Annotated in this window: 20 protein-coding genes and 1 pseudogene; 13 read left to right on the top strand and 8 right to left on the bottom strand. The window is 70.4% G+C overall.

The annotated features are described in order from the left end of the window. Window positions 1-21: 21 nt before the first annotated feature. A complete protein-coding gene (locus ACQBAU_RS14090; RefSeq protein ID WP_465255972.1) occupies window positions 22-471 on the bottom strand; it encodes a metallopeptidase family protein in 450 nt (149 codons plus the stop codon). Between the two features lie 189 nt (window positions 472-660). Here ACQBAU_RS14090 and ACQBAU_RS14085 point away from each other — a divergent pair, with 189 nt between their 5' ends. The 8 genes and pseudogenes from ACQBAU_RS14085 to ACQBAU_RS14050 all read left to right on the top strand — a co-directional run bounded on the left by ACQBAU_RS14085 (window position 661) and on the right by ACQBAU_RS14050 (window position 9,680). After that, window positions 661-1,068 carry a DUF3499 domain-containing protein gene (locus ACQBAU_RS14085; RefSeq protein ID WP_465255971.1) on the top strand — a complete coding sequence of 136 codons (408 nt, stop codon included), beginning with the start codon at window positions 661-663 and terminating at the stop codon, window positions 1,066-1,068. A 17-nt stretch (window positions 1,069-1,085) separates the two neighbouring features. Continuing rightward, the gene (locus ACQBAU_RS14080) at window positions 1,086-2,459 is read left to right on the top strand and encodes a phosphohexomutase domain-containing protein (protein WP_465255970.1); all 1,374 of its coding nucleotides are present in this window, start codon (window positions 1,086-1,088) and stop codon (window positions 2,457-2,459) included. Between the two features lie 2 nt (window positions 2,460-2,461). Beyond that, complete coding sequence (locus tag ACQBAU_RS14075) at window positions 2,462-2,650, top strand: Trm112 family protein (RefSeq protein WP_465255969.1); 189 nt, start codon at window positions 2,462-2,464, stop codon at window positions 2,648-2,650. Window positions 2,651-2,743: 93 nt separating this feature from the next. After that, window positions 2,744-3,790, top strand: coding sequence for an SIS domain-containing protein (locus ACQBAU_RS14070; RefSeq protein ID WP_465255968.1), 1,047 nt, complete (start codon window positions 2,744-2,746; stop codon window positions 3,788-3,790). 94 nt (window positions 3,791-3,884) lie between these two features. Further along, window positions 3,885-4,319: pseudogene (gene aroQ / locus ACQBAU_RS14065) on the top strand (type II 3-dehydroquinate dehydratase); the annotation flags it as partial. Window positions 4,320-4,695: 376 nt separating this feature from the next. Beyond that, complete coding sequence (ahcY, locus tag ACQBAU_RS14060; RefSeq protein WP_434548422.1) at window positions 4,696-6,129, top strand: adenosylhomocysteinase; 1,434 nt, start codon at window positions 4,696-4,698, stop codon at window positions 6,127-6,129. A 54-nt stretch (window positions 6,130-6,183) separates the two neighbouring features. After that, window positions 6,184-8,769 (top strand): circularly permuted type 2 ATP-grasp protein, encoded by a 2,586-nt coding sequence (locus ACQBAU_RS14055; RefSeq protein WP_434548423.1) that lies wholly within the window; start codon window positions 6,184-6,186, stop codon window positions 8,767-8,769. After that, a complete protein-coding gene (locus tag ACQBAU_RS14050; RefSeq protein WP_434548424.1) occupies window positions 8,766-9,680 on the top strand; it encodes a transglutaminase family protein in 915 nt (304 codons plus the stop codon). The genes ACQBAU_RS14055 and ACQBAU_RS14050 overlap by 4 nt, the downstream gene beginning before the upstream one ends. A gap of 41 nt (window positions 9,681-9,721) precedes the next feature. Here ACQBAU_RS14050 and ACQBAU_RS14045 read toward each other — a convergent pair whose 3' ends face one another. Both ACQBAU_RS14045 and ACQBAU_RS14040 read right to left on the bottom strand, forming a co-directional pair. Beyond that, a complete protein-coding gene (locus ACQBAU_RS14045; RefSeq protein ID WP_434548425.1) occupies window positions 9,722-10,753 on the bottom strand; it encodes an LCP family protein in 1,032 nt (343 codons plus the stop codon). An 83-nt stretch (window positions 10,754-10,836) separates the two neighbouring features. Continuing rightward, a complete protein-coding gene (locus ACQBAU_RS14040; protein ID WP_465255967.1) occupies window positions 10,837-11,163 on the bottom strand; it encodes an ArsR/SmtB family transcription factor in 327 nt (108 codons plus the stop codon). Between the two features lie 16 nt (window positions 11,164-11,179). Between ACQBAU_RS14040 and ACQBAU_RS14035 the strand changes: the two genes are divergently transcribed. Continuing rightward, window positions 11,180-11,665 carry an SRPBCC family protein gene (locus ACQBAU_RS14035; protein ID WP_465255966.1) on the top strand — a complete coding sequence of 162 codons (486 nt, stop codon included), beginning with the start codon at window positions 11,180-11,182 and terminating at the stop codon, window positions 11,663-11,665. A 77-nt stretch (window positions 11,666-11,742) separates the two neighbouring features. On the opposite strand, the gene ACQBAU_RS14030 is transcribed toward ACQBAU_RS14035, so the two are convergent. The 5 genes from ACQBAU_RS14030 to ACQBAU_RS14010 form a co-directional block, all read right to left on the bottom strand. After that, window positions 11,743-12,057, bottom strand: coding sequence for a hypothetical protein (locus ACQBAU_RS14030; RefSeq protein WP_434548428.1), 315 nt, complete (start codon window positions 12,055-12,057; stop codon window positions 11,743-11,745). Between the two features lie 10 nt (window positions 12,058-12,067). Beyond that, window positions 12,068-13,765, bottom strand: coding sequence for a sodium:solute symporter family protein (locus ACQBAU_RS14025; protein ID WP_434548483.1), 1,698 nt, complete (start codon window positions 13,763-13,765; stop codon window positions 12,068-12,070). A gap of 171 nt (window positions 13,766-13,936) precedes the next feature. After that, on the bottom strand, window positions 13,937-14,503 hold the full coding sequence (locus tag ACQBAU_RS14020) for a type II toxin-antitoxin system PemK/MazF family toxin (protein WP_465255965.1): 567 nt from the start codon (window positions 14,501-14,503) through the stop codon (window positions 13,937-13,939). Window positions 14,504-14,568: 65 nt separating this feature from the next. Then, complete coding sequence (locus ACQBAU_RS14015) at window positions 14,569-15,075, bottom strand: SixA phosphatase family protein (protein ID WP_465255964.1); 507 nt, start codon at window positions 15,073-15,075, stop codon at window positions 14,569-14,571. Window positions 15,076-15,128: 53 nt separating this feature from the next. After that, window positions 15,129-15,923: an RDD family protein gene (locus ACQBAU_RS14010; protein WP_465255963.1), complete on the bottom strand. Its 795-nt coding sequence runs from the start codon at window positions 15,921-15,923 to the stop codon at window positions 15,129-15,131. 95 nt (window positions 15,924-16,018) lie between these two features. On the opposite strand from ACQBAU_RS14010, the gene ACQBAU_RS14005 reads away from it, so the two are divergent. From ACQBAU_RS14005 to ACQBAU_RS13990, 4 genes are all read left to right on the top strand, one after another. Beyond that, on the top strand, window positions 16,019-17,020 hold the full coding sequence (locus ACQBAU_RS14005) for a stage II sporulation protein M (RefSeq protein ID WP_434548432.1): 1,002 nt from the start codon (window positions 16,019-16,021) through the stop codon (window positions 17,018-17,020). Between the two features lie 46 nt (window positions 17,021-17,066). Further along, the gene (locus tag ACQBAU_RS14000; RefSeq protein ID WP_465255962.1) at window positions 17,067-17,372 is read left to right on the top strand and encodes a DUF3039 domain-containing protein; all 306 of its coding nucleotides are present in this window, start codon (window positions 17,067-17,069) and stop codon (window positions 17,370-17,372) included. Window positions 17,373-17,423: 51 nt separating this feature from the next. Then, window positions 17,424-18,845, top strand: coding sequence for an MFS transporter (locus tag ACQBAU_RS13995; RefSeq protein ID WP_434548434.1), 1,422 nt, complete (start codon window positions 17,424-17,426; stop codon window positions 18,843-18,845). Window positions 18,846-18,959: 114 nt separating this feature from the next. Beyond that, window positions 18,960-20,735 carry a DEAD/DEAH box helicase gene (locus ACQBAU_RS13990; RefSeq protein ID WP_434548435.1) on the top strand — a complete coding sequence of 592 codons (1,776 nt, stop codon included), beginning with the start codon at window positions 18,960-18,962 and terminating at the stop codon, window positions 20,733-20,735. Window positions 20,736-20,739 lie beyond the last annotated feature (4 nt).

The raw sequence follows: 20,739 nt of genomic DNA, 5'->3' as shown, positions 1-20,739 counted from the left end.
CGAGCTCGTCGAGTGGCCCGGTCAGTCGTCGTCGTCCTCGTCGGCGAAGCCGATCGGGTCGAGGTCGGAGATCGAGCGTCCGGTCAGGGCCGCCAGCTGTTCGACCAGGGTTCGGTGGACCAGGATGCGCAGGCCGCGTCGGGAGGCGGCACGGTGCTCCAACGGCCGGCGGTAGATGACGACCTGGGCGGCGGTGCCGGCGGTTGCCTCGACCGCCGCGGCGAGTGGCACCTGGCTGGTCGCCCACGGCGCCTGCGGCGGCGGGACCTCCTCGACCCCGATCGTGACGCCCACCACGGCCTCGGGGCAGTGGCGCCGCACGCGGGCGACGGCCTCGGTCACCGCCCGGTCGAACAACGACCCGCGCTGCGGTGGACGCGGGACCGGGACCGGCTCCCCGGTCCACGGATTGGGGCGCGCCAACGGGCCACGGATGCCGCGGCCGCGGAGGTCACGATGTCGGGTCGCCACGCCTGCCAGCGTACGCCGCACCGGCCCGACCGTGGACACGACGACGCCGACCCTGCGTCGCTCGCGCTCGCGGTCGTGCACGGCGACCGCATCGCCAGCTCGCGGCAGGCCCGGCCGTCGGCAGCGACCCGGGGCGGCCTCGGCGTGGGATCCCCGGGGAAGCCGTCGGGCGGCGGTAGCGTCACCCGCGTGAGGTCCCGACCCTGCTCGAAGTCCGGCTGCTCGCTGTCGGCGGTACAGACACTCACGTACGTCTACACCGACTCCACGGCGGTGCTCGGCCCGTTGGCCACCCGGCCGGAGCCACACACGTACGACCTGTGCCGGCGCCACGCGACGTCGCTGTCGGCACCCCGTGGCTGGGAGGTGATCCGGATCAGCTCGGCCGACGCCGACCCGGAGCCGTCCACCGACGACCTGCTCGCGCTCGCCGACGCCGTGCGTGAGGTCGGCTTCTCGTACGAGGAACGCACCACCAACGACGCCGGGCCGGCAGCCGGGGCACCCGAGGCCGAACGGATGGTTGAGGTACGGCGTCGCGGGCACCTGCGGATGTTGGCTGACCCCGCCTCGGTCCGTCCCGGCACCACCGCCTGAACGGCTAGGCTGGCGCGGTGCTCGCACCAGACATCTTCAAGGCCAACGACATCCGTGGCATCGTCTCCGGCGCCGACCGGCAGTGGGACGCAGCAGGTGCCCGGCTGCTCGGTGCACACTGGGTGGACGTGCTGGGGCTGACGCCCGGCGGACCCGAGCTCGTGATCGGGCGTGACATGCGTACCTCCAGCCCCGAGCTGGCGGCTGCGTTCGCCGCCGGCGTCACCAGTCGCGGTGTCGACGTGATCGACATCGGACTGGCCAGCACCGACCTGCTGTGGTTCGCCTCGGGCAGTCTGGACCGGCCCGGAGCGATGTTCACCGCGAGCCACAACCCCGGGCAGTGGAACGGGATCAAGTTCTGTCGGCCCGGGGCCCAGCCGGTCGACCCGGAACACCTGTCGCGGTTGGCGTCGCTGGCCGACGCGCCGGCACCGGAAACCGCCGATCAGGCCGGTCGGGTCGAGCAGCGGGACCTGCTCGAGGCGTACGCCGCGCACCTGCACTCGCTGGTCGACCTGTCCGGCATCCGTCGCCTCCGGGTCGTAGCCGACGCCGGCAACGGCATGGCCGGGCTGACCCTGCCGGCGGTGTTCGCCGACATCGACGCCGAGTTGATCGGGCTGTACACCGACCCGGACGGCAGCTTCCCCAACCACCAGCCCAACCCGCTGGAGCCGGCGAACCTGCGCGACGCCCAGGCCGCGGTCCGCGAGCACGACGCGGACCTGGCGTTGGTGTTCGACGGCGACGCGGATCGGTGCTTCATCATCGACGAGCGTGGCGAGGTGGTGAACCCGTCGACGCTGACCGCGGTGATCGCCGCCCAGGAACTCGACCGGGAACCCGGGGGCACGATCGTCACCAACACCATCACCTCCCGGGCGGTCGCCGAGATCGTCGCCGAACACGGCGGCACCGTCGTGGTCTCCCGGGTCGGCCACACGTACGTGAAGTCCGCGATGGCCCAGCACGGTGCGGTGTTCGGTGGCGAGCACTCCGCGCACTACTACTTCCGCGACTTCTGGGGTGCCGACACCGGCATGTTGGCGGCCCTGCACACCCTGAACCTGGCCGGCCGCGACACCCGCCCACTGTCGGACCTGGTGGCCGACTTCACCCGGTACGAGGCATCGGGGGAGATCAACTCCACCGTGGTCGACGCGGCCAGCTGCATGGCCGAGGTCGCCGAGGCGTTCGCGTCGCGCGGTACCGTCGGCCACGAGGACGGCCTGATGGTCCACGGTGAGGACTGGTGGGTCAACCTGCGACCGAGCAACACCGAACCCCTGCTCCGGTTGAACATCGAGGCACCGGACCGAGCCACCGTCGAACAGTTGCGGGACGAAGTGCTGGCCATCGTGGCCCGCCACGAGCCCGGGAAGGAATGATCATGGCCGTCGAACTGAAGCCCGAACTCCTGGAGATCCTGGTCTGTCCGCAGTGCCATGCCGCGCTGGCTGTTGATAATGACCGCGACGAGCTGATCTGCACCGCACCCGACTGTGCGCTGGCCTACCCGGTCCGTGACCAGATCCCGGTGCTGCTGGTCGACGAGGCACGGCGGACCCGAGCCGGCTGATCAGGCCGTGGTGGCGTCGGGGACCGTCCCGGTCACGGAACCCCCGACGGCCCCGGGCTGCGTGCACCGCGTCCACGCGGCAGACTTTGCGCCATGACCGACTTCGACGACTACCGGCTCGAGGACGAACGGACCCTGGCGGCCGCCGATCCCGTGCTGCGCCACCTGGCCGAGGCCGGCGGGCGGGTCCGGATCGAGTGCGAGGCCAGCGAGGGGGCGATCAGCGGGTTGGACGCGGCTGACCGACCGCGCGCCGTGGTCGCGGTGGGTCCCGAGGCCCGGCTCGTGCGCGGTCTGCTGGAGCCGGTCTGCCCGGTGCCGTTCGTCGCATGGCCCTCGGCCGGACTGCCGGGCTGGGTCGGGCCGCTCGACCTGGTCGTGGTGCTCGCCCCGCAGTCGCCGGATGTGCTTGACGACGCCGCCCGCGGGCAGTCGCAGCTCATCGCGACCGCACACGAAGCCGTACGGCGTGGGGCCCGGTTGCTCGTCACCTGCGCCGACGACTCCCCGCTGGTCGACCACGCCCAGTCGTCGGGGACCACCTTCCTGACGGCTCGGACCGGCGACAACCTGGCCGCGGCGGTGATCACCTGCGCCGCCCTCCATCGACTCGGGCTGGGGCCGGCCGTCCACCCCGAGCTGATCGCCGACGTGCTCGACGACGTCGCCCGGCGTTCCTCCCCACATGTCGACCTGGCCACCAACCCGGGCAAGGACCTGGCGCTGGTGCTGGCCGACGCCACCCCACTGGTGTGGGGTGGCTCGACCCTCGCCGCACGGGCGGCCCGGCGTACCGCCGAGGGGTTCCGGTCGGTCTCCGGGCGTCCCGCGCTCGCCGCCGACGCCGAGGCCCTGTTGCCGGTGATCGAGCAGGCAGCCGTCCGTGATCCGTTCGCCGACCCGTTCGAGGACAGCGCCAGTTCCCGGCCCGTGCTGGTGGTGTTCGACGACGGGGCGGCCGACGAGGGCGTCGCGGCGGCCCGGATCGGGCTCACCGCGGCCGCCGACCGGCAGGACGTCCGGGTGTCGGTGGTGCAGCACGACGAGGGTGACGAGCTGTCCCGGTACGCCGGGCTGCTCCAGCTCGGGCGGTACGGGGTCGCGTACCTGGCCGTCGGTCTCGGACGCCATGGCGGCTGAGTCGCCGGCGCCGGGGGAGGACGCGCCGGTGGCCGGGCGGAGCTGACGGCCTGTTCGTCGGTCGGGGCCCACCCATCTGACAGAATGTGCGGTCGTGAGCACTGACGACGCCAGGTACGTGCTGGTCCTGAACGGACCGAACCTCGGTCGGTTGGGTCGACGCCAACCGGAGGTGTACGGGACCACCACCCACGACGAACTGGCCGACCGGTTGGCCCGGCGTGGTGCGCAGCTGGGGTTGTTGGTCGACGTGCGACAGACCGATGCCGAGGCCGAGATGATCAGCTGGCTGCATGCCGCCGCCGACGCCGACGTGCCGGTGGTCATCAACCCGGCCGCCTGGAGCCACTTCAACATCGCGATCGCCGATGCCGTGGCGCAGTGCACCAACACCGTGATCGAGGTGCACCTGTCCAACATCCACGCCCGCGAGGAGTTCCGCCACAGGTCCGTCGTCTCGCCGGTGGTGACCGGTGTCATCGCCGGACTCGGTCTGGAGGGCTACGAGCTCGCCCTCGCGTCCGTCGCGATGCGGACCCGTAGGCAGGAGAACCGGGTCCGCAAGCTCCGGCCGACCGTCACGGCCGTCGACGACGTCTTCGACCCCGACTCCGACGACTGACGCGCGGCCCGGTCCGTACGGCTCGCCGCCTGGTCGGGGTAGGGCCACCGCCGTCTCACGGCACCACTTCTCGCAGTCGCACAGGTTCCTCGTTGCGACACACGTTTCCGGAGCCGGCAACCTGTGCGATGGCGGGCAACCTGTGCGATGGCAGGCAACCTGTGCCATGGCGAGCAACCTGTGCCGGACCGAGCAACCTGTGCCATGGCCCGGGGAACGTGTGCCGGGACGACTCGGCCGGACGGGTAGCCTGCCGGTGACCGCAGAACTCAGGAGATGAAGCATGGACTTTCGCGTGGCAGACCTGTCGCTGGCCGATTTCGGACGGCGGGAGATCCGGCTGGCCGAGCACGAGATGCCGGGCCTGATGGCGATGCGGGAGCAGTACGGGGACAGCAAGCCACTCGCCGGGGCGCGGATCGCCGGGTCGCTGCACATGACGGTGCAGACCGCGGTGCTGATCGAGACCTTGGTCGCCCTCGGCGCGGACGTGCGCTGGGCGAGCTGCAACATCTTCTCCACCCAGGACCATGCCGCCGCCGCGATCGTGGTCGGCACCGGGACGCCCGAGGAGCCGGCCGGGGTGCCCGTGTTCGCCTGGAAGGGCGAGACGCTGGAGGAGTACTGGTGGTGCACCCAGCAGATCCTCGACTGGGGTGACGAGCTGCCCACGATGATCCTGGACGACGGTGGGGACGCGACCATGTTGGTCCACCTCGGCGTCGAGTTCAGCAAGGCCGGCGAGGTGCCGGCGGCGGGGCCCGACGACTCCGAGGAGTACGCCGAGGTGCTGCGGGTGCTCGCCGCCTCGATCGCCGACAGGACCGTGGACTGGGTCGCGATCGCCAACGGGTTGCGCGGCGTCACCGAGGAGACCACCACCGGGGTGATGCGGCTGTACGAGCGGCAGCGCAACCAGACCCTGCTGTTCCCGGCGATCAACGTCAACGACGCGGTCACCAAGTCGAAGTTCGACAACCGGTACGGCTGCCGCCACTCCCTGGTCGACGGGCTGAACCGGGCCGTCGACGTGCTGATCGGCGGTAAGGTCGCGGTCGTCTGCGGGTACGGCGACGTCGGCAAGGGATGTGCGGAATCCCTGCGTGGGCAGGGAGCCCGGGTGATCGTCACCGAGATCGACCCGATCTGTGCGCTGCAGGCGGCGATGGACGGCTACCAGGTCACCACGCTGTCCCAGGCGCTGCCGTACGCCGACATCTTCGTCACCGCGACGGGCTGCCTGGACGTGATCGGCATCGACGCGATGAAGCAGATGAAGCACCAGGCGATCGTCGCCAACATCGGCCACTTCGACAACGAGATCGACATGGCCGGGTTGCAGCGCAGCGGCGCCAAGCGGGTCACCATCAAGCCGCAGGTCGACGAGTGGGTGTTCGACGCCGACGGGCCCGCACCGCACTCGATCATCGTGCTGTCCGAAGGACGCCTGATGAACCTCGGCAACGCCACCGGACACCCGAGCTTCGTGATGAGCAACTCGTTCACCAACCAGGTGTTGGCGCAGATCGAGCTCTACACCCGCACCGCGGAGTATCCGACCGGGGTGTACGTGCTGCCCAAGCACCTCGACGAGCTGGTGGCGCGGCTGCACCTGCCGGCGTTGGGGGTCGAGCTCACCGAGCTCAGCCAGAAGCAGGCGGACTACCTCGGCATCCCGGTCGCCGGGCCGTACAAGTCGGAGCAGTACCGTTACTGAGGGCTCGGCCGCCGTCCGGAAGGTCCGGACCCCCGGTCGGGGCCCATCGCGATCATGACGGACACGAGTTACCAGCCCGCCGGCGGTCACGACGAGTCGTTGACCGACGACGGGACCGTACGCCCGGGCTGGGAGGCACTGCTCGGTCGGTTCGAGGAGCTCGAGGACGCCGAGCTGACCCGGCTGGCCGACGACGTGGCCCGGCTGCTCGAGGACGACGGCGTCACCTACACCCCGACCCGGGGGCCGGGCCTGCTGGGGCCGGGCCCGGTCGGGGACGCCGACCAGCCGGCGCTGTCGGATTCGGAGCCGTGGCGGCTGGACCCGCTGCCCCTGGTGGTCGACGCGGGTGAGTGGCGCCACCTGGAACGCGGGCTGGCACAACGCGCCGAACTGCTGAGCCGCATCCTGACCGACGTCTACACCGAGCAGCGGCTGCTGGCCGACGGACTGCTGCCGCCGCTGACGGTGTTCGGACACGCGGAGTACCTGCGGCCGCTGGTGGGGGAGGCAGCCCCCAGCGCCCACCAGTTGCTGCTCACCGGCACCGACCTGGGCCGCGGCGCCGACGGCGGCTGGCAGGTGTTCGCCGACCGCACCCAGGCACCGTCGGGGGCCGGGTACGCGATGCAGAACCGACGGGTGATCTCGCGGGTGCTGCCCGAGCTGTACCACTCGGCCCACCTGTTCCGGTTGACCCCGTTCTTCCACCATGTCCGGATGGGCCTGGTCGACGCCGCCCCGACCTCGGTCGAGGATCCACGGGTCGTGGTGCTCAGCCCCGGTGCCCACTCCGAGACGTCGTTCGACCAGGCGTTCCTCGCCTCCCTGCTGGGCTTCCCGCTGGTCGAGGGGGACGACCTGGTCGTGCGCGACGGCCGGGTGTGGCTCGAATCGGTTGACCGGCAGGAACCGGTGGACGTGATCTGGCGCCGGATCGACGCCGACTGGGCCGACCCGCTGGAGCTGCGTCGCGGTTCCAAGCTCGGGGTCACCGGGCTGGTCGACTGCGTCCGGGCGGGCACGGTGTCGGTGGTGAACTCGCTCGGCTCGGGGGTGCTGGAGAACCCGGCGCTCTACCCGTACCTGCCACAGCTGTGCCGCGAGCTGTTGGGGGAGGAGCTGCGGTTGCCGTCGGTGAAGACCTGGTGGTGCGGCGACGAGACCTCCCGCATCGAGGTGCTCGCCAACCTCGACCAGCTGGTGATCAGGTCGGTGAACCGGTCCGACGGGCCACGGGTGGTCGGGTCGGAGCTGGGGCGGACCGAGCGGGAGGCGCTGCGGGAGCGGGTGCTCGCCGAGCCGCACCGGTTCGTGGGCCAGGAACTGCTCTCGCTGTCGTCCGCGCCGGCGATGGCCGCCGACGTGACCGACGGCGACGACGACAACCTGATCCCCGGCCACGTGGTGATGCGCAACTTCACGGTACGACGAGGGCCCTCGTACGTCGCGATGGTGGGTGGGCTCGCCCAGGTCAGCCCGGACGTCCCCGACGACCGCCTGCCCGGACGGCAACGCCGTACCAAGGACGTCTGGGTGGTCAGCCCCGCCGGGGCGACCCCGGACGCGGTGGAGCTCCCCGACGACGACCTGCTGCCGGTCGCCGGCCCGCACGCCCGCGAGGCGTTGGTGCCACGCGTGCTGGACGACCTGTACTGGATGGGCCGGTACGCCGAGCGCGCCGAGGACCTGTTGCGGTTGGTGCTGTCGGTCCGACACGTGGCGGTCGAGGCCGACTTCGCGGTGGACCCCGACGGCGCCCTGGCGGTGCTGCTGCAGGCGATCACCCACCTCAGCGCCACCTACCCCGGATTCGTGCACGACGACCCCGAACCGTTGGCCGAGCTGCGCGACGTGGTGCTCGACGTCGACCGGCCGGGGACGGTCGCGCGATCCCTGCAGGCGTTGACGTTCGCGGCACAAGGGGTACGTGATCAACTCAGCGACGACGTGTGGATGGTGCTCGCCGGCATCGACCGGGCGGTGACCGCCCTGCGGGCGGCCCGGCTCGACCGTGGCAACCAGCTGGCCGACTCGGCCGAGCGGATCCTGTCCGGGCTGTTGGCGCTGACCGGCATCACCAGCGAGAACATGGTCCACGACGCCGGCTGGCACCTGCTCGACATCGGTCGAGGGGTCGAACGGGCACAGCAGGTCGTGGCGCTGCTCCGCTCCACGCTGGTCGCCCGGCGCAGTCGCGAGGTGGAGGACCAGGTCGTCTCGGCCGCCCTGCTGGCCGCCGAGAGCGTGGTCACGTTCCGGCGGCGCTACCCGCGTGGCTACGCCCGCGCCGACGTCATGGAACTGCTGGTGCGCGACCCCCACAACCCGCGCTCGGTGGCCTACCAGCTGCAGCGGATCCGGCGTCGGCTCGAGGCGTTGCCGCACACCCCGTCGACGGCCCGACCGCTGCGGTTGGTGGAGGCGTTGATCGAGCGGGTCGGTGACGGCCCCCATCCCGAGGTGTGGACGGGCGAGGGCGAGTCGGGCACGGGTGGATCCATCCGGGTCGGGCTCGAGGAGTGGCTGGCCGGGGTCCACGAGGCACTGCGTGCGCTGTCGGGAGCCATCGACGAGCAGTACCTGCGCCGGCCGTTGCAGCCCCGGTCCATCTCCTTCGACGACGAGGAGGAGGAGTGACCACCCGGCACTACCGGATCACCCACGTCACCACGTACCGGTACCACGGCGGTGAGGTCACGACCAGCCACGGCACCTACCACCTGCGACCCCGGACGCTGGCCTGGCAGCCGGTCCATGATCATCAGGTGACCTTGAGTCCGCCCGCCGAACGGGTGTCGGTGCGTCGCGACGTGTACGGCAACCAGGTGTCGAACTTCCAGGTGACCGAGCCCCACCGTGAGCTGGTGATCACCGCCAGGACCGACTGTTCGGTGGCGGACCGACCGCTGCCACCGGAGTTGGCCGGGACACCGTGGGAGCAGGCGCGGCCGGGTGCCGGTGGCGGCGGGCCCAAGGCCTGGCGTGCCTACGACTTCGTGCTCGCCTCGCCCCGGATCGACGTCGTCGACGAGTCGTACGCCTACGCGGCGGAGAGCTTCACCAAGGGGCGGCCGGTGGCCGAGGCGTTGCTCGACCTGAACAGCCGGATCCACGCCGACTTCGCGTACCGATCCGGGACGACGACGGTCACCACCTCGGTGCCCGACGTGTTCGCCGCCCGGCAGGGCGTCTGCCAGGACTTCGCCCAGGTCATGATCAGCTGCCTGCGCAGCCAAGGGCTGGCCGCCCGGTACGTCAGTGGCTACCTGGCCACCCGGCCCCCGCCGGGCAAGCCGCGCCTGGTGGGTGCCGACGCCAGCCACGCCTGGGTGGCGGTGTGGATCCCCGGTCGGGAAGGCCGCGCGGGCCGGTGGTGGCACCTAGATCCGACGAATGACCGGGCCTGCGACGAGTCCCACGCGACCGTGGCCTGGGGTCGTGACTACGGTGACGTCGCTCCGGTCCGTGGGGTCATCTACGCGACGTCGACGTCGTCGACCATGGACGTGAGCGTCGACATGGCACCGTTGGCGGACGCTCCCGGCTGAACGGCCGTGCGGGTGGATCGGGGGTCGTCATCCCCGGGGCGTCACGGGTTGTAGTCCGAGAGCGTGTCCTCCCGGACGTGGGTGGCCAGCGTGGCGATGCCCGCTTCGTCGGGGACCACGATGCTCATCGACCCGGCCGTTCCGGTGCCCTTGGTCGGCACCTCGAGGGTGACCACGTCGTTCGGCGTCATCCGCAGGCCGAGCGCCAGCTTCCGGATCTCCTGGTCGGTGAGCCGGTCGTCGACGGTCATGTTGCGGGCGGCGGCGGCCACGAAGTTGGTGAACGTGGTCGGGTTGCTGATCACCCCGGGGCTGAGGCCCTTGCGCATGATCGCCTGCACCACCTGACGTTGCCGCTCGGCCCGGTCGAGGTCGCCCCGTGGCAACTGCTTGCGTTCGCGTACGTAGGCCAGGGCCTCCTCGCCGGAGATGGTGATCTCGCCGGTCGGGAACTCGTACTTGCCGGACTTGGAGTAGTGCTTGTTGTTCACCGTCACACCACCGAGCTCGGTGGTGAGGTTGATGAACCCTTCCATGTCGATCTGTGCCAGGTGGTCGATGTGGACGTCCAGCAGGTCCTCCACCGTCCGGGCCGAGAGGACGGGACCGCCGAAGGCGTACGCCGCGTTGATCTTGTTCTTGCCGCGGCCCGGGATGTCGACGTAGAGGTCACGGGGGAAGGAGATGATGTAGGCGCCGTCCCGGTCTGCGGTGAGGTGGACCAACATCAGCGCATCGCTGCGGCCACCGTTGCCGTCGTCGCGGTCGTCCGATCCCATCAACAGGAAGTTGACCGAGCCGGCACCCTTCTCACCTTCGGCCGGCTTCTCGGGCCGGTTGGGCTCCGACGGGATCGTCAGGCCGGGCTCGCGGTTGACGTTGCCGGTGAAGGTGCTCTCGATGTTGACCGCATAGATCGACACGACCGCGATCGGGACGACCAGGAAGACGGCGAGCACCGCGACCAGGATCAGGATGCCGCGGCGTCGACGTCTGGGCTTGGGTCGCTGCGGGGCCTGGTCCTCGCCGTCGTCGAGGATCGACAGGCCGGGGTGGCGGTCGTCTGTGCTCAAGGCAGGGCCTCCGTACGTGTGATCCGGGTCAGAATACGGCGGATCGCGTGGTTCTGCTGGTGCAGGGGGACGGCGCGCATGCCTCACCCTTGGTCGAGGTCATCCAGCAGCCCCACCGCGGCGCGGGCGTACTCACCGATCCAGCGGTCATGGATCCGCTTGATCGGGAGCGGGGCGAGGGTCAGGTGGCGAACGCGGCCGACCTTGCGGCCGGTGACCAGCTCGGCGTCCTCCAGCACCCTCAGGTGCTGCAGCACGGTGGTGCGATCGAGCTCGTCGAACCGGGCACACAGGGCGCCGGTGGTCAGCGTGGACTCCTTCAAGGCATCGAGGATCTGCCGCCGGGTCGCCGAGGCCAGGGCCTTGAAGACGCGATCGTCATCGGATCCCTTGACCCCGTCGGCTGACATGTTGTAAATTTATCACATGTCTTCCTCCGGAACGAACGAGACGCCGCTCACCGAACTGTCCTTCTCCGTGTCGGGGCGGATCGCCCGCCCGGTTGCCGAGGTGTACGAGGCGGTCGCCGATCCCGCCCAACTGTCCAAGTACTTCACCACCGGTGGCGCGCGTGGCCGCCTCGAGCCCGGGGCCGAGGTGAGCTGGGACTTCCACGACTTCCCGGGTCGCTTCCCGGTGCAGGTGGTCGAGGCCGACCCGCCCCGGCGGCTGGTGATCAGGTGGGAGGCCGAGGGCGGCATGGTCGGCCCCGACAACACCGTCACCTTCGAGTTCGAACCGATCGACGACGACGCCCGCACCCTGGTCACGATCACCGAGTCGGCCTGGCGTGCCGACCCCGAGGGCGCACGGATCGCGTTCGGCAACTGCGAGGGGTGGACGGGCATGCTCGCCGGCATGAAGGTGTGGCTGGAGCACCGGATCACCTTGCGCGAGGGCTTCTACGCCTGAGTCCGGCCCCGTACGGACTGGCGCGTACGGACCGTCACGCACGGACCGGGTCGATCATCCTGTCGGGTCGGGGTTGGTCACTCGTCGGCGGCGGCGATGTCGCGGGGGGCCTCGCCGGACGGGTCCTCCTCGACCTTCACCACCAACGGCTTGAGCTTCGCCCACGCCAGGAACACCAGGCCGAAGGCGATCATGGCCACACCGGCCCACAGGTTGGCGTTGACGCCGCCGGTCCGGGCGGCCTCCTCCTCGCTGAACCCGACCAGCCCGACGATCAGCAGGATCACCCCATACAACCCGATCAACGCGCCGATGAAGTTGCGGATGTCGAAGGCGCCCACCTTCTCGGTGTGGGTGACGGCTTGTTCTGTGCCGGTTGGCTTCTCGGTCATCACGGACTCCTCACGCGAACACGACGTTCAGGATGATCACCAGGCCGAGGGCGACCAGCGCCATCGGGACCGGGCGCCGGTAGAACGGCATCGACTTCTCCTCCTCGTCGACCAGGTCGGCCTTCGGGGTCTCGGAGTAGACGAGGCCGCGCAGTTCGTGCGCAGGCTTGGGCTTGGTCACCAGTGACACCAGGACCGACACCACGATGTCGACGACGAAGGCGGCACTCGCGGCGAGGAAGGCGGCACCCTGTCCGGGCAGGTCGATCACGCCGGTCTCCGACAGCACGAAGACCGTCACCGCTGACAGCGTGCCGCACACCAGGCCGAGCCAGCCGGCCGTCGGGGTGGCCCGACGCCAGAACATGCCCAGGATGAACGTGGCGAACAGCGGTGCGTTGAAGAACCCGAACAGGGTCTGCAGGTAGTCCATCAGGTTGGCGAAGTTCGCCGCGATCAGCGCGGTGAAGATCGCGATGACGCAGGCGGCGATGGTGGCGATCCGCCCCACCTTCAGGTAGTAGCTGTCCGGCTTGTCCTTCACCACGTACTGTTGCCACAGGTCGTAGCTGAACACGGTGTTGAACGCCGACACGTTGGCCGCCATGCCGGCCATGAACGCCGCGAGCAGGCCGGCGATCGCCAGGCCCAGCAGCCCGTTCGGCAGCACGTCGCGCATCAACAGCAGCAGGGCGTCGTTGTAGCTGACGCCGGTCTCGGCGGCCGCCGCCTCACCCTCGTTGTAGTAGAGCGCCTTGAAGTCGACCAGCTCGGTGACCAGCACCGCACTGATCATGCCGGGGATGATCACGATGAACGGGATGAACATCTTGGGGAAGGCGCCGATGATCGGTGTCATCCGGGCCGCGGTGATGCTCTTCGAGGCCATCGCCCGCTGCACCTCGACGAAGTTCGTGGTCCAGTAACCGAAGGAGAGCACGAAGCCGAGCCCGAACACGATGCCGATCACCGACAGCACCGGGCTCTCGAAGCCGGACAACTGCGTACCCGGCCAGGTGTGGAGTTGTTCCTCGCCGAGCATCCCGTCGCCGGCGATGCGCTCCTGCATGCCGCTCCAGCCGCCGACCCGGTGCAGGCCGATCAAGGTCAACGGCAGCAGCGCCGCGACGATCACGAAGAACTGCAGCACCTCGTTGTAGATGGCCGCCGACAACCCACCCAAGGTGATGTACGACAACACGATCGCCGCGGCGACGATCAACGCCACCCACAGCGGCCAGCCCAGCAGTCGGTTGACGATCGTGCCCAACAGGTACAGGTTGACACCGGCGATCAGCACCTGCGCGAGCGCGAACGACACGGCGTTGACGAGGTGGGCGCCGGTGCCGTACCGCATCCGCATGAACTCCGGCACCGAGCGGACCTTCGAGCCGTAGTAGAACGGCATCATGACCACGCCGAGGAACAGCATGGCGGGGATCGCACCGACCCAGAAGTAGTGCATGGTCGGGAAGCCGTACTGGGCGCCCGTGGCCGACATGCCCATGATCTCGACCGCACCGAGGTTGGCCGAGATGAAGGCGAGGCCGGTGACCCAGGCCGGCAGTGACCGGCCCGCCAGGAAGAACTCGATGCCGTTCGACACGCCCCTGCGGGCGAAGACGCCGACCCCGAGCACGAACGCGAAGTAGATCGCGATCAGCACATAGTCGATCCACTGGGCGTCGAGGCGGATGGCCGTCTCCATGAGCTGCATGGCACTCCTTGTCGCCAAGTCCTGCCGAGGGTGTCGCAGGTGCTCGTGGAGGTGACGCTAGACCTGATCAGGCCCGGTGGCAACCATCTGGTGCATCTCGTCGATCCGTTCGGTGTTGATCAGTTGCGTCGTGATCAGTTGTGTCGACCAGATGCGTGTTGATCAGTTCCGTCGGCTCACCTCGGCGGCCACCTGGTCGAAGACCTGCTGACTGACCCGGCCGCCCTCCCGCCGGATGCTGTCGGGGTGGAGCTGCAGGATCCGGTTGGTCCGCACCTCACTCGGGCGGCCCTGACGGTCCCATGAGCCGGTGCCGATGTCGAACCAATAGCGGCCCTCCGACGCCTCCTGCTCCGCGTCACGATCATGGTCCTGGCTGGTCATCTGCAGGGCCAGCACCAGCTCACCGTTGCGGCCGATCACCAGTACCGGCCGGTCCTTGCCCTGGCGATGGTCCTCCTCGTACGGGACCCAGCCCCACACCACCTCACCCGGATCGGCACGGTCGTCGGGTTCCGGGTCGTACGACATCTGCGGCACCCCGGTGAAGTCGCCGGCGTACGTGGCGGAGCCCCCGTCGTGTCCGCGGCGGCGGCGATCGTCGTCGCCGCCGCCGTCGCGACCGCGGTCGGAGCGGCCCGACGACCGCCGGGCACTGCGGCGCAGCTCCCTCGACGCCACCCGGACGACGGCGTCGAGGATGTTGGAGAAGATCCTGCGTGTAGCCATGGACGAGAACCTATCGAATCAGGCGGTCGGCGAGTCGCCGGCGCGGGGCGGGGAAGCTCGCCCGGTCAACCACGAGGGATGTCGTACGCGGTGAGGGTCGCGGTGCCGGGCGCCAGGTCGGACCAGCTCGGGCAGCGCAACTCGGCGACGGCGCTGGTCGGGTACTTCCGGTCGATGCTGCGCCACGCCTCGGCCGGGCCGCGCCGGTTCGTCAGGGCGGTGACGCAGTCGACGATCCCGGAGTTGTGGGCGATCACCAGCAGGGTCCGGGCCTCGGCGGGTGCGGTGCTGATCAGCGATGCCAGCGTCTCCCCGTCGGCTTCGTACAACTCGTCGACGTGGGTCAGCTGCTCGGTCCGGGCGCCACCCTCGACCGCGTGCTGCCAGGTCTGGCAGGCCCGCACCGCGGGCGAACACCACACCAGGTCGGGCACGATCTGCCGGCGGGCCAGCAGGACACCCAGTGCGATGGCGTCACGTTGCCCACGCCCCGACAGCGGGCGCATCCGGTCGGTGGCGTCGACCGACCACGCGGACTTGGCATGTCGGACCAGCAGCAGACGGTGATTCACATGGCGACATTAGGGACCTTCGGTTTCGCGAAGGTGAACGAATCACGGGCCCGTCAGCGCCAGCCCGCCGGCAACTCCTCGGCCGTCGGCACCCACTGCCGCCGGTTGGCCCGCTCGGTCTCGCGGCGTCGCCGCTCGGCGACCACCACCGCGAGGTAGTCCTCCGGCGGCATCTCGTGCGGCGGGGGTGGGCTGGTGCGCGCGTAGATCTTGGCGGCGAGGTCCTCGGCGATGGTGCGGCGTGGATGGGGCAGCAGGTCTTCGCGACGCTGGACGAAGTGCCGGGCGGCGTTCAGCAGGTCGGCGGGGATCCGGCCGAGCTCGAGTCGGCCGGCCCAGTCGGCGAACTCGTCGGGCACGTCGGGGAGGGGTCTGGGGGAGCGGGGTGCCCGGGTCCGGATCACGATCGTGCCGGCGAGGACGTCGCCGAGGCGTTTGCCGTGCGGGTTGAGCGCGGCACAGATGAGACCGCCCATCAGCCCGGTCCACGCGGCGAAGTCGAACGCCCAGAAGGTCAACCACCGGATCAGGGCGTGCCGGAACCTGATCACCCCACCGTCGTCCCGGGTGACGCGGAGCCCCAGCGCGAAGGCGCCGAGGGTGCGCCCACGGGTCAACGTCTCGGTCGCGATCGGGTACGTCAGGCTCACCAGGATGTGGCCGATCAGCTGGACCGCCCCGAACTGCGCGTTCGAGCCTTCCCGGAACAGGCCCAGCACCACGACCCAGCCGTAGTTGCCCAGCGCCACCACCGCCAGGTCGACCAGTGCGGAGAACATCCGTGTCGGCACCCGTGCCGGCCGGACGTCGAGCAGCACCGCGTCGCCGGTCACGATCTGGGTGCTCACCGCGCCAGCCTACTGGCCGACCGGGCCGGTTCCACCCACCGCCGTACGGGGTCGTGGCTCGGCCAACCGGGCCGGTCCTCGACTAGGCTGCTCGGGTGGACGTCGACACCTTCATCGCCCAGCACCGGGCCGACTGGGACCGGCTGGCGACGCTGTCGGGGCGGCAGCGGCTGACCGGGCTGGAGGCCGACGAACTGGTCGACCTGTACCAGCGGGTGGGTACGCACCTGTCCACCGTCCACGCCTCACGCAGCGACCCGGTGCTGGAGGCCCGACTGTCGGGCCTGCTGATCCGTGCCCGGTCGACGGTGTCGGGTACATCGACCCCGGTGATCCAGACGGTGGCGCGGTTCATCACGGTCGGGTTCCCGGCCGCGGTGTGGCGGGTGCGCTGGTGGTGGCTGGCGGTCGGCCTGGCCTGCATCGGCCTGTGCGCGTTGATCATGTACCGGGTGCTGAGCGTCCCCGGTCTGGCCGGGACCCTGTTGAGCGACCACGCTGCCGAGCAACTCGTCAACTACGAGTTCGCCAACTACTACTCGGAGAACCCGGCGACCGACTTCGCGTTGCTGATCTTCCTCAACAACGCGCTCGTGGTCGCCAACTCCATGGTCACCGGCATCGGGGTGCTGCCGGTGCTGGCGTTGCTGTACCGCACCATGGAGAACACCGGCATCATCGGCGGCTTCATGCTCGAGGCCGGTCGGGCCGACGTGTTCTTCGGCCTGCTGCTGCCGCACGGCCTGCTCGAGCTGACGATCGTCTTCCTCGGCGCGGCCGCGGGGCTGCGGATCGGCTGGGCCTGGATGGCACCGGGGATGCGCACCCGTGCCCAGGCGCTCGCCCAGGAGGGGCGGATCCTGGGCACCATCGCGATCGGGCTGGCGGGATGGCTGTTGATCAGCGCACTGGTCGAGGCGTTCATCACCCCCTCCCAGTTGCCCGCCTGGGCCCGCCTGCTGATCGGCGGCCTGGTCTGGGCCGGCTTCCTCGGCTACGTCGCGTTCTTCGGCCACCGTGCCGTACGGGCCGGTGAGACCGGCGACCTGGCCGCCACGGAGCGGTCCGCCGAGGCGCCGACCGAGGCTGCGATCTGATCCGACCGGGCGAGCTCGTCCGGGCCGGACTCGTACAATCGGCGACATGACCGATCAGCAGCTGGCGCCCGGCTCGGCGACCATCACCGATGAGCGGACCGAGCACCGGTACGACGACGGGGACCATGAGCGGTTCTCCCACTACGTGCCGAAGGACAAGCTCACCGAGGCGATGGTGATGGGCACCCCGGTGATCGCGCTGTGCGGCAAGGTGTGGGTGCCGAGCCGTGATCCGCAACGCTTCCCGGTGTGCCCCGAGTGCAAGGAGATCTGGGAGTCCATGCGCGGTGGCGACGGCGGGAACGGCGACGGGAACGGCGACGGAAACGACGGCGGCGGCCAGGACTCCTGAGTGTCAGGTCCGATTGACCTCCAGCGGACTTGAGGTGTTTGGCTGTTCGTCGTGTCCACCACCCCTGAGCTGGCGTCCGCGCCGGTGAGAACGCAGCTGTCGACCACCCGACTCACCGTCGGACTGTGCATCGGCGTGATGGCGATGGCCTTCGAGTCGCTGGCCGTCAGCACCGCCATGCCGCGGGCGGCCGAGGAACTCGGCGCCAAGCAGTGGTACGCGTGGGCGTTCTCGATGTTCCAGGGCGGCATGCTGTTCGCCACCGTGACCGCGGGCCGGATCGCCGACCGGCTCGGCCCGGTACGCCCGATGCTGGTCGGGATGGCCGTCTTCGCCGTCGGCCTGGTCATCTCCGGCCTCGCCCCCACCATGGTGCAGTTGATCATCGGGCGGGCGGTGCAAGGTCTCGGTGCCGGCGCGATGGGTGTCTCGCTGTACGTGATCATCGCCAAGCTCTATCCCGACCGGAAGCGCCCCGCGGTGATGTCGTGGATCTCGACCGCCTGGGTGCTGCCCGGCTTCGTCGGCCCGCCCGTCTCGGGCTGGCTGACCGAGCACCTCAGCTGGCACTGGGTGTTCGGCGCGGTGCTGCCGGTGGTCGGCGTGGCGGCGGTGCTGCTGACGCCGACCCTGCTGAAGGCGCAGCGCCTCGGGCTGGGCGGCCCGGACGACGATCCCGACGGTACGGGCGGTACGGGCGGTACGGGCGGTGCGGGCAGCCGGCCGGTGCCGATCTGGGCCGCCGGGATGGTCGCGGCCGCCGTACCGCTGCTGCAGTACGCCGCCCAACAGCCCGGGTGGTGGTCGTTGCTGATGATCGGGGTGGCCGGACTGCTGCTGTGGCGGGGCCTGCCGCGCCTGATGCCTGCCGGGCTGTGGCGGATGCGCCGCGGGCTCGGCCCGGTCGTCGCGCTCCGGTTCGTGGTCGGTGGGGTCTACATGGCCACCGAGGCGTTCCTGGTGCTGATGTTGGTCGACCAGTACCACCTCGACCTGCGGATCGCCGGGCTGGTGCTGACGATCGGCACCGTCGGCTGGACCATCGGCTCGTTCACCCAGGCCCGCTGGCGGATCCGGCGCGACCTGCTGATGACGATCGGCGTCTCCGGTGTCACCCTCGGCGCCGCGCTGTCGGCGGTCTTCGCCTGGCAGGGGACCGCGCCGTTCTGGGTCTTCGGCACCTTCTTCGCCATCTCCGCCTTGGGCATGGGCATGGCCTACACCAGCACCTCCTTGGCGGTGATGACGTTGAGTGGCCCGAACGACCAGGGCCGCAACGCCGCCTCGCTGTCGGTCGCCGAAGCGCTCGGCGCCAGCCTGTTGACCGGGCTGGCCGGCGCCGGGTACGCGTACGGCCTGCGGATGCTGCCCGACGAGCTGCCGGTCGTGTTCGGCGCCGTGTTCGTCGGTGTCACGCTGGTGGCCGCGCTGGGCGTGCTGGCCAGCCGTCGGATCGGTCGGATCGAGCACTGAGCCGCACCCCACCGGCGGCAGCCGGATCGTCGCCCCGGGCGTGCCGGAAGGTGAATCCGTCCGGGGGACTCGGCTAGACTCCGGCCAGTGACCGGCCGCCCCAGAACTTCTTCCGTGGTGGGGGAAACGACTTCTGGAGTCGCCCCCGAGACCGTCGTCCAACGGCTCTCACCTGCCTTTCCGGACCGCGCCGCCTGGGGTACGGTCAAACCGCTCCGCGCCTGGCAGGCCGCCGCGCTGGAGCGCTACCGCAGCACCGAACCCCGCGACTTCCTGACCGTCGCCACGCCCGGTGCCGGCAAGACCTCGTTCGCGCTCACCGTGGCCGCCGACCTGCTCGCCCGCCGGGTCATCGACCGGATCACGATCATCGCCCCGACCGACCACCTCAAGACGCAGTGGGCCGAGGCCGCCGACCGGGTCGGCATCTCGATCGACCCGCAGTTCGGGGTGCGGCAGGGCCGCACCAGTACCGACTTCGACGGCATCGCGCTGACCTACGCCGGCGTCGCGGCCAACCCGCTGGCGCTGCGGATCCGGACCGAGCAGTTCCGCACCCTGGTGATCCTCGACGAGATCCACCACGCCGGCGACGCGCGGAGCTGGGGCGACGCCGTACGGGAGGCGTTCGAACCGGCCCGGCGCCGACTCGCGCTGACCGGCACCCCGTTCCGTTCCGACACCAACCCGATCCCGTTCGTCCGGTACGCCGAGGACGCCTCGGGTGCGCTGCGGTCGGCGGCCGACTTCACCTACGGGTACGCCGAGGCGTTGGCCGACCGGATCGTGCGGCCGGTGCTGTTCATGGCCTACTCCGGTGAGATGCACTGGCGCACCCGGGCCGGTGACGAGATCGCGGCCCGGCTGGGCACCGAGATGACCAAGGACCTCGCCGCACAGGCGTTGCGGACCGCACTCGACCCGGAGGGATCGTGGATCCCGGCCGTGCTGGAGGCGGCCGATCGTCGGCTCACCGAGGTCCGCGGCTCGGTGCCCGACGCCGGTGGGCTGGTGATCGCCACGGACCAGAGCCAGGCCCGGGCGTACGCCGAGGTGCTGCGCCGGCTGACCGGCCACAAGCCGACCCTGGTGCTGAGCGACGAACCGGGCGCCAGCAAGCGGATCTCGAAGTTCGCCGACAGCGACGACCGCTGGATGGTGGCGGTACGGATGGTGTCGGAGGGAGTGGACGTACCCCGGCTCGCCGTCGGCGTGTACGCCACCGCCACGATGACCCCGCTGTTCTTCGCCCAGGCGGTCGGCCGGTTCGTCCGGGCCCGGAGCCGCGGTGAGACCGCGTCGGTGTTCGTGCCGAGTGTGCCGCGCCTGCTGTTGTTCGCGACCGAGCTGGAGGCCCAGCGCGACCACGTGCTGAAGACACCGAACGAGGGTGACGTGGACGAGGCCGACCTGCTGGCCGCCGCGGAGCAGGTCGAGGACGAGCCGGGCACCGACGACGAGGAGCAGGGAACGTTCACCGCGTTGGCCAGTGAGGCCGACTTCGACAAGGTGGTGTACGACGGCGGCGAGTTCGGGCTGGGCGCGATGGCCGGCAGTGCCGAGGAACAGGACTACCTCGGGTTGCCCGGACTGTTGGAGCCCGACCAGGTCCGTGACCTGCTGCACCGCCGCCAGCGCGAACACCTCAGCCGGTCCGACGCCCCGGCCGGTCGTACCGCACCGTCCACCCATCAGCAGCTACGTGACCTGCGCAAGGAACTGAACGGGCTGGTCGGCGCCTGGCACCACCGCACCGACGTACCGCACGGGGTGATCCACAACCGGCTGCGTGAGGAGTGTGGTGGGCCGGCGATCGCCGCGGCGACCCGGGAGGACCTGGAACGACGGATCGAGAAGATCCGGCAGTGGGCGGTCCAGCGCAGCAGCTGAGCCG

Source organism: Carbonicoccus niuqiaonis (assembly GCF_050157065.1).
In the GTDB taxonomy this organism is placed as follows: Bacteria; Actinomycetota; Actinomycetes; order Propionibacteriales; family Propionibacteriaceae; genus Avipropionibacterium.
The sequence above is the reverse complement of the archived record's forward strand: the minus strand, read 5'-3'. Positions and strand labels throughout refer to the sequence as shown.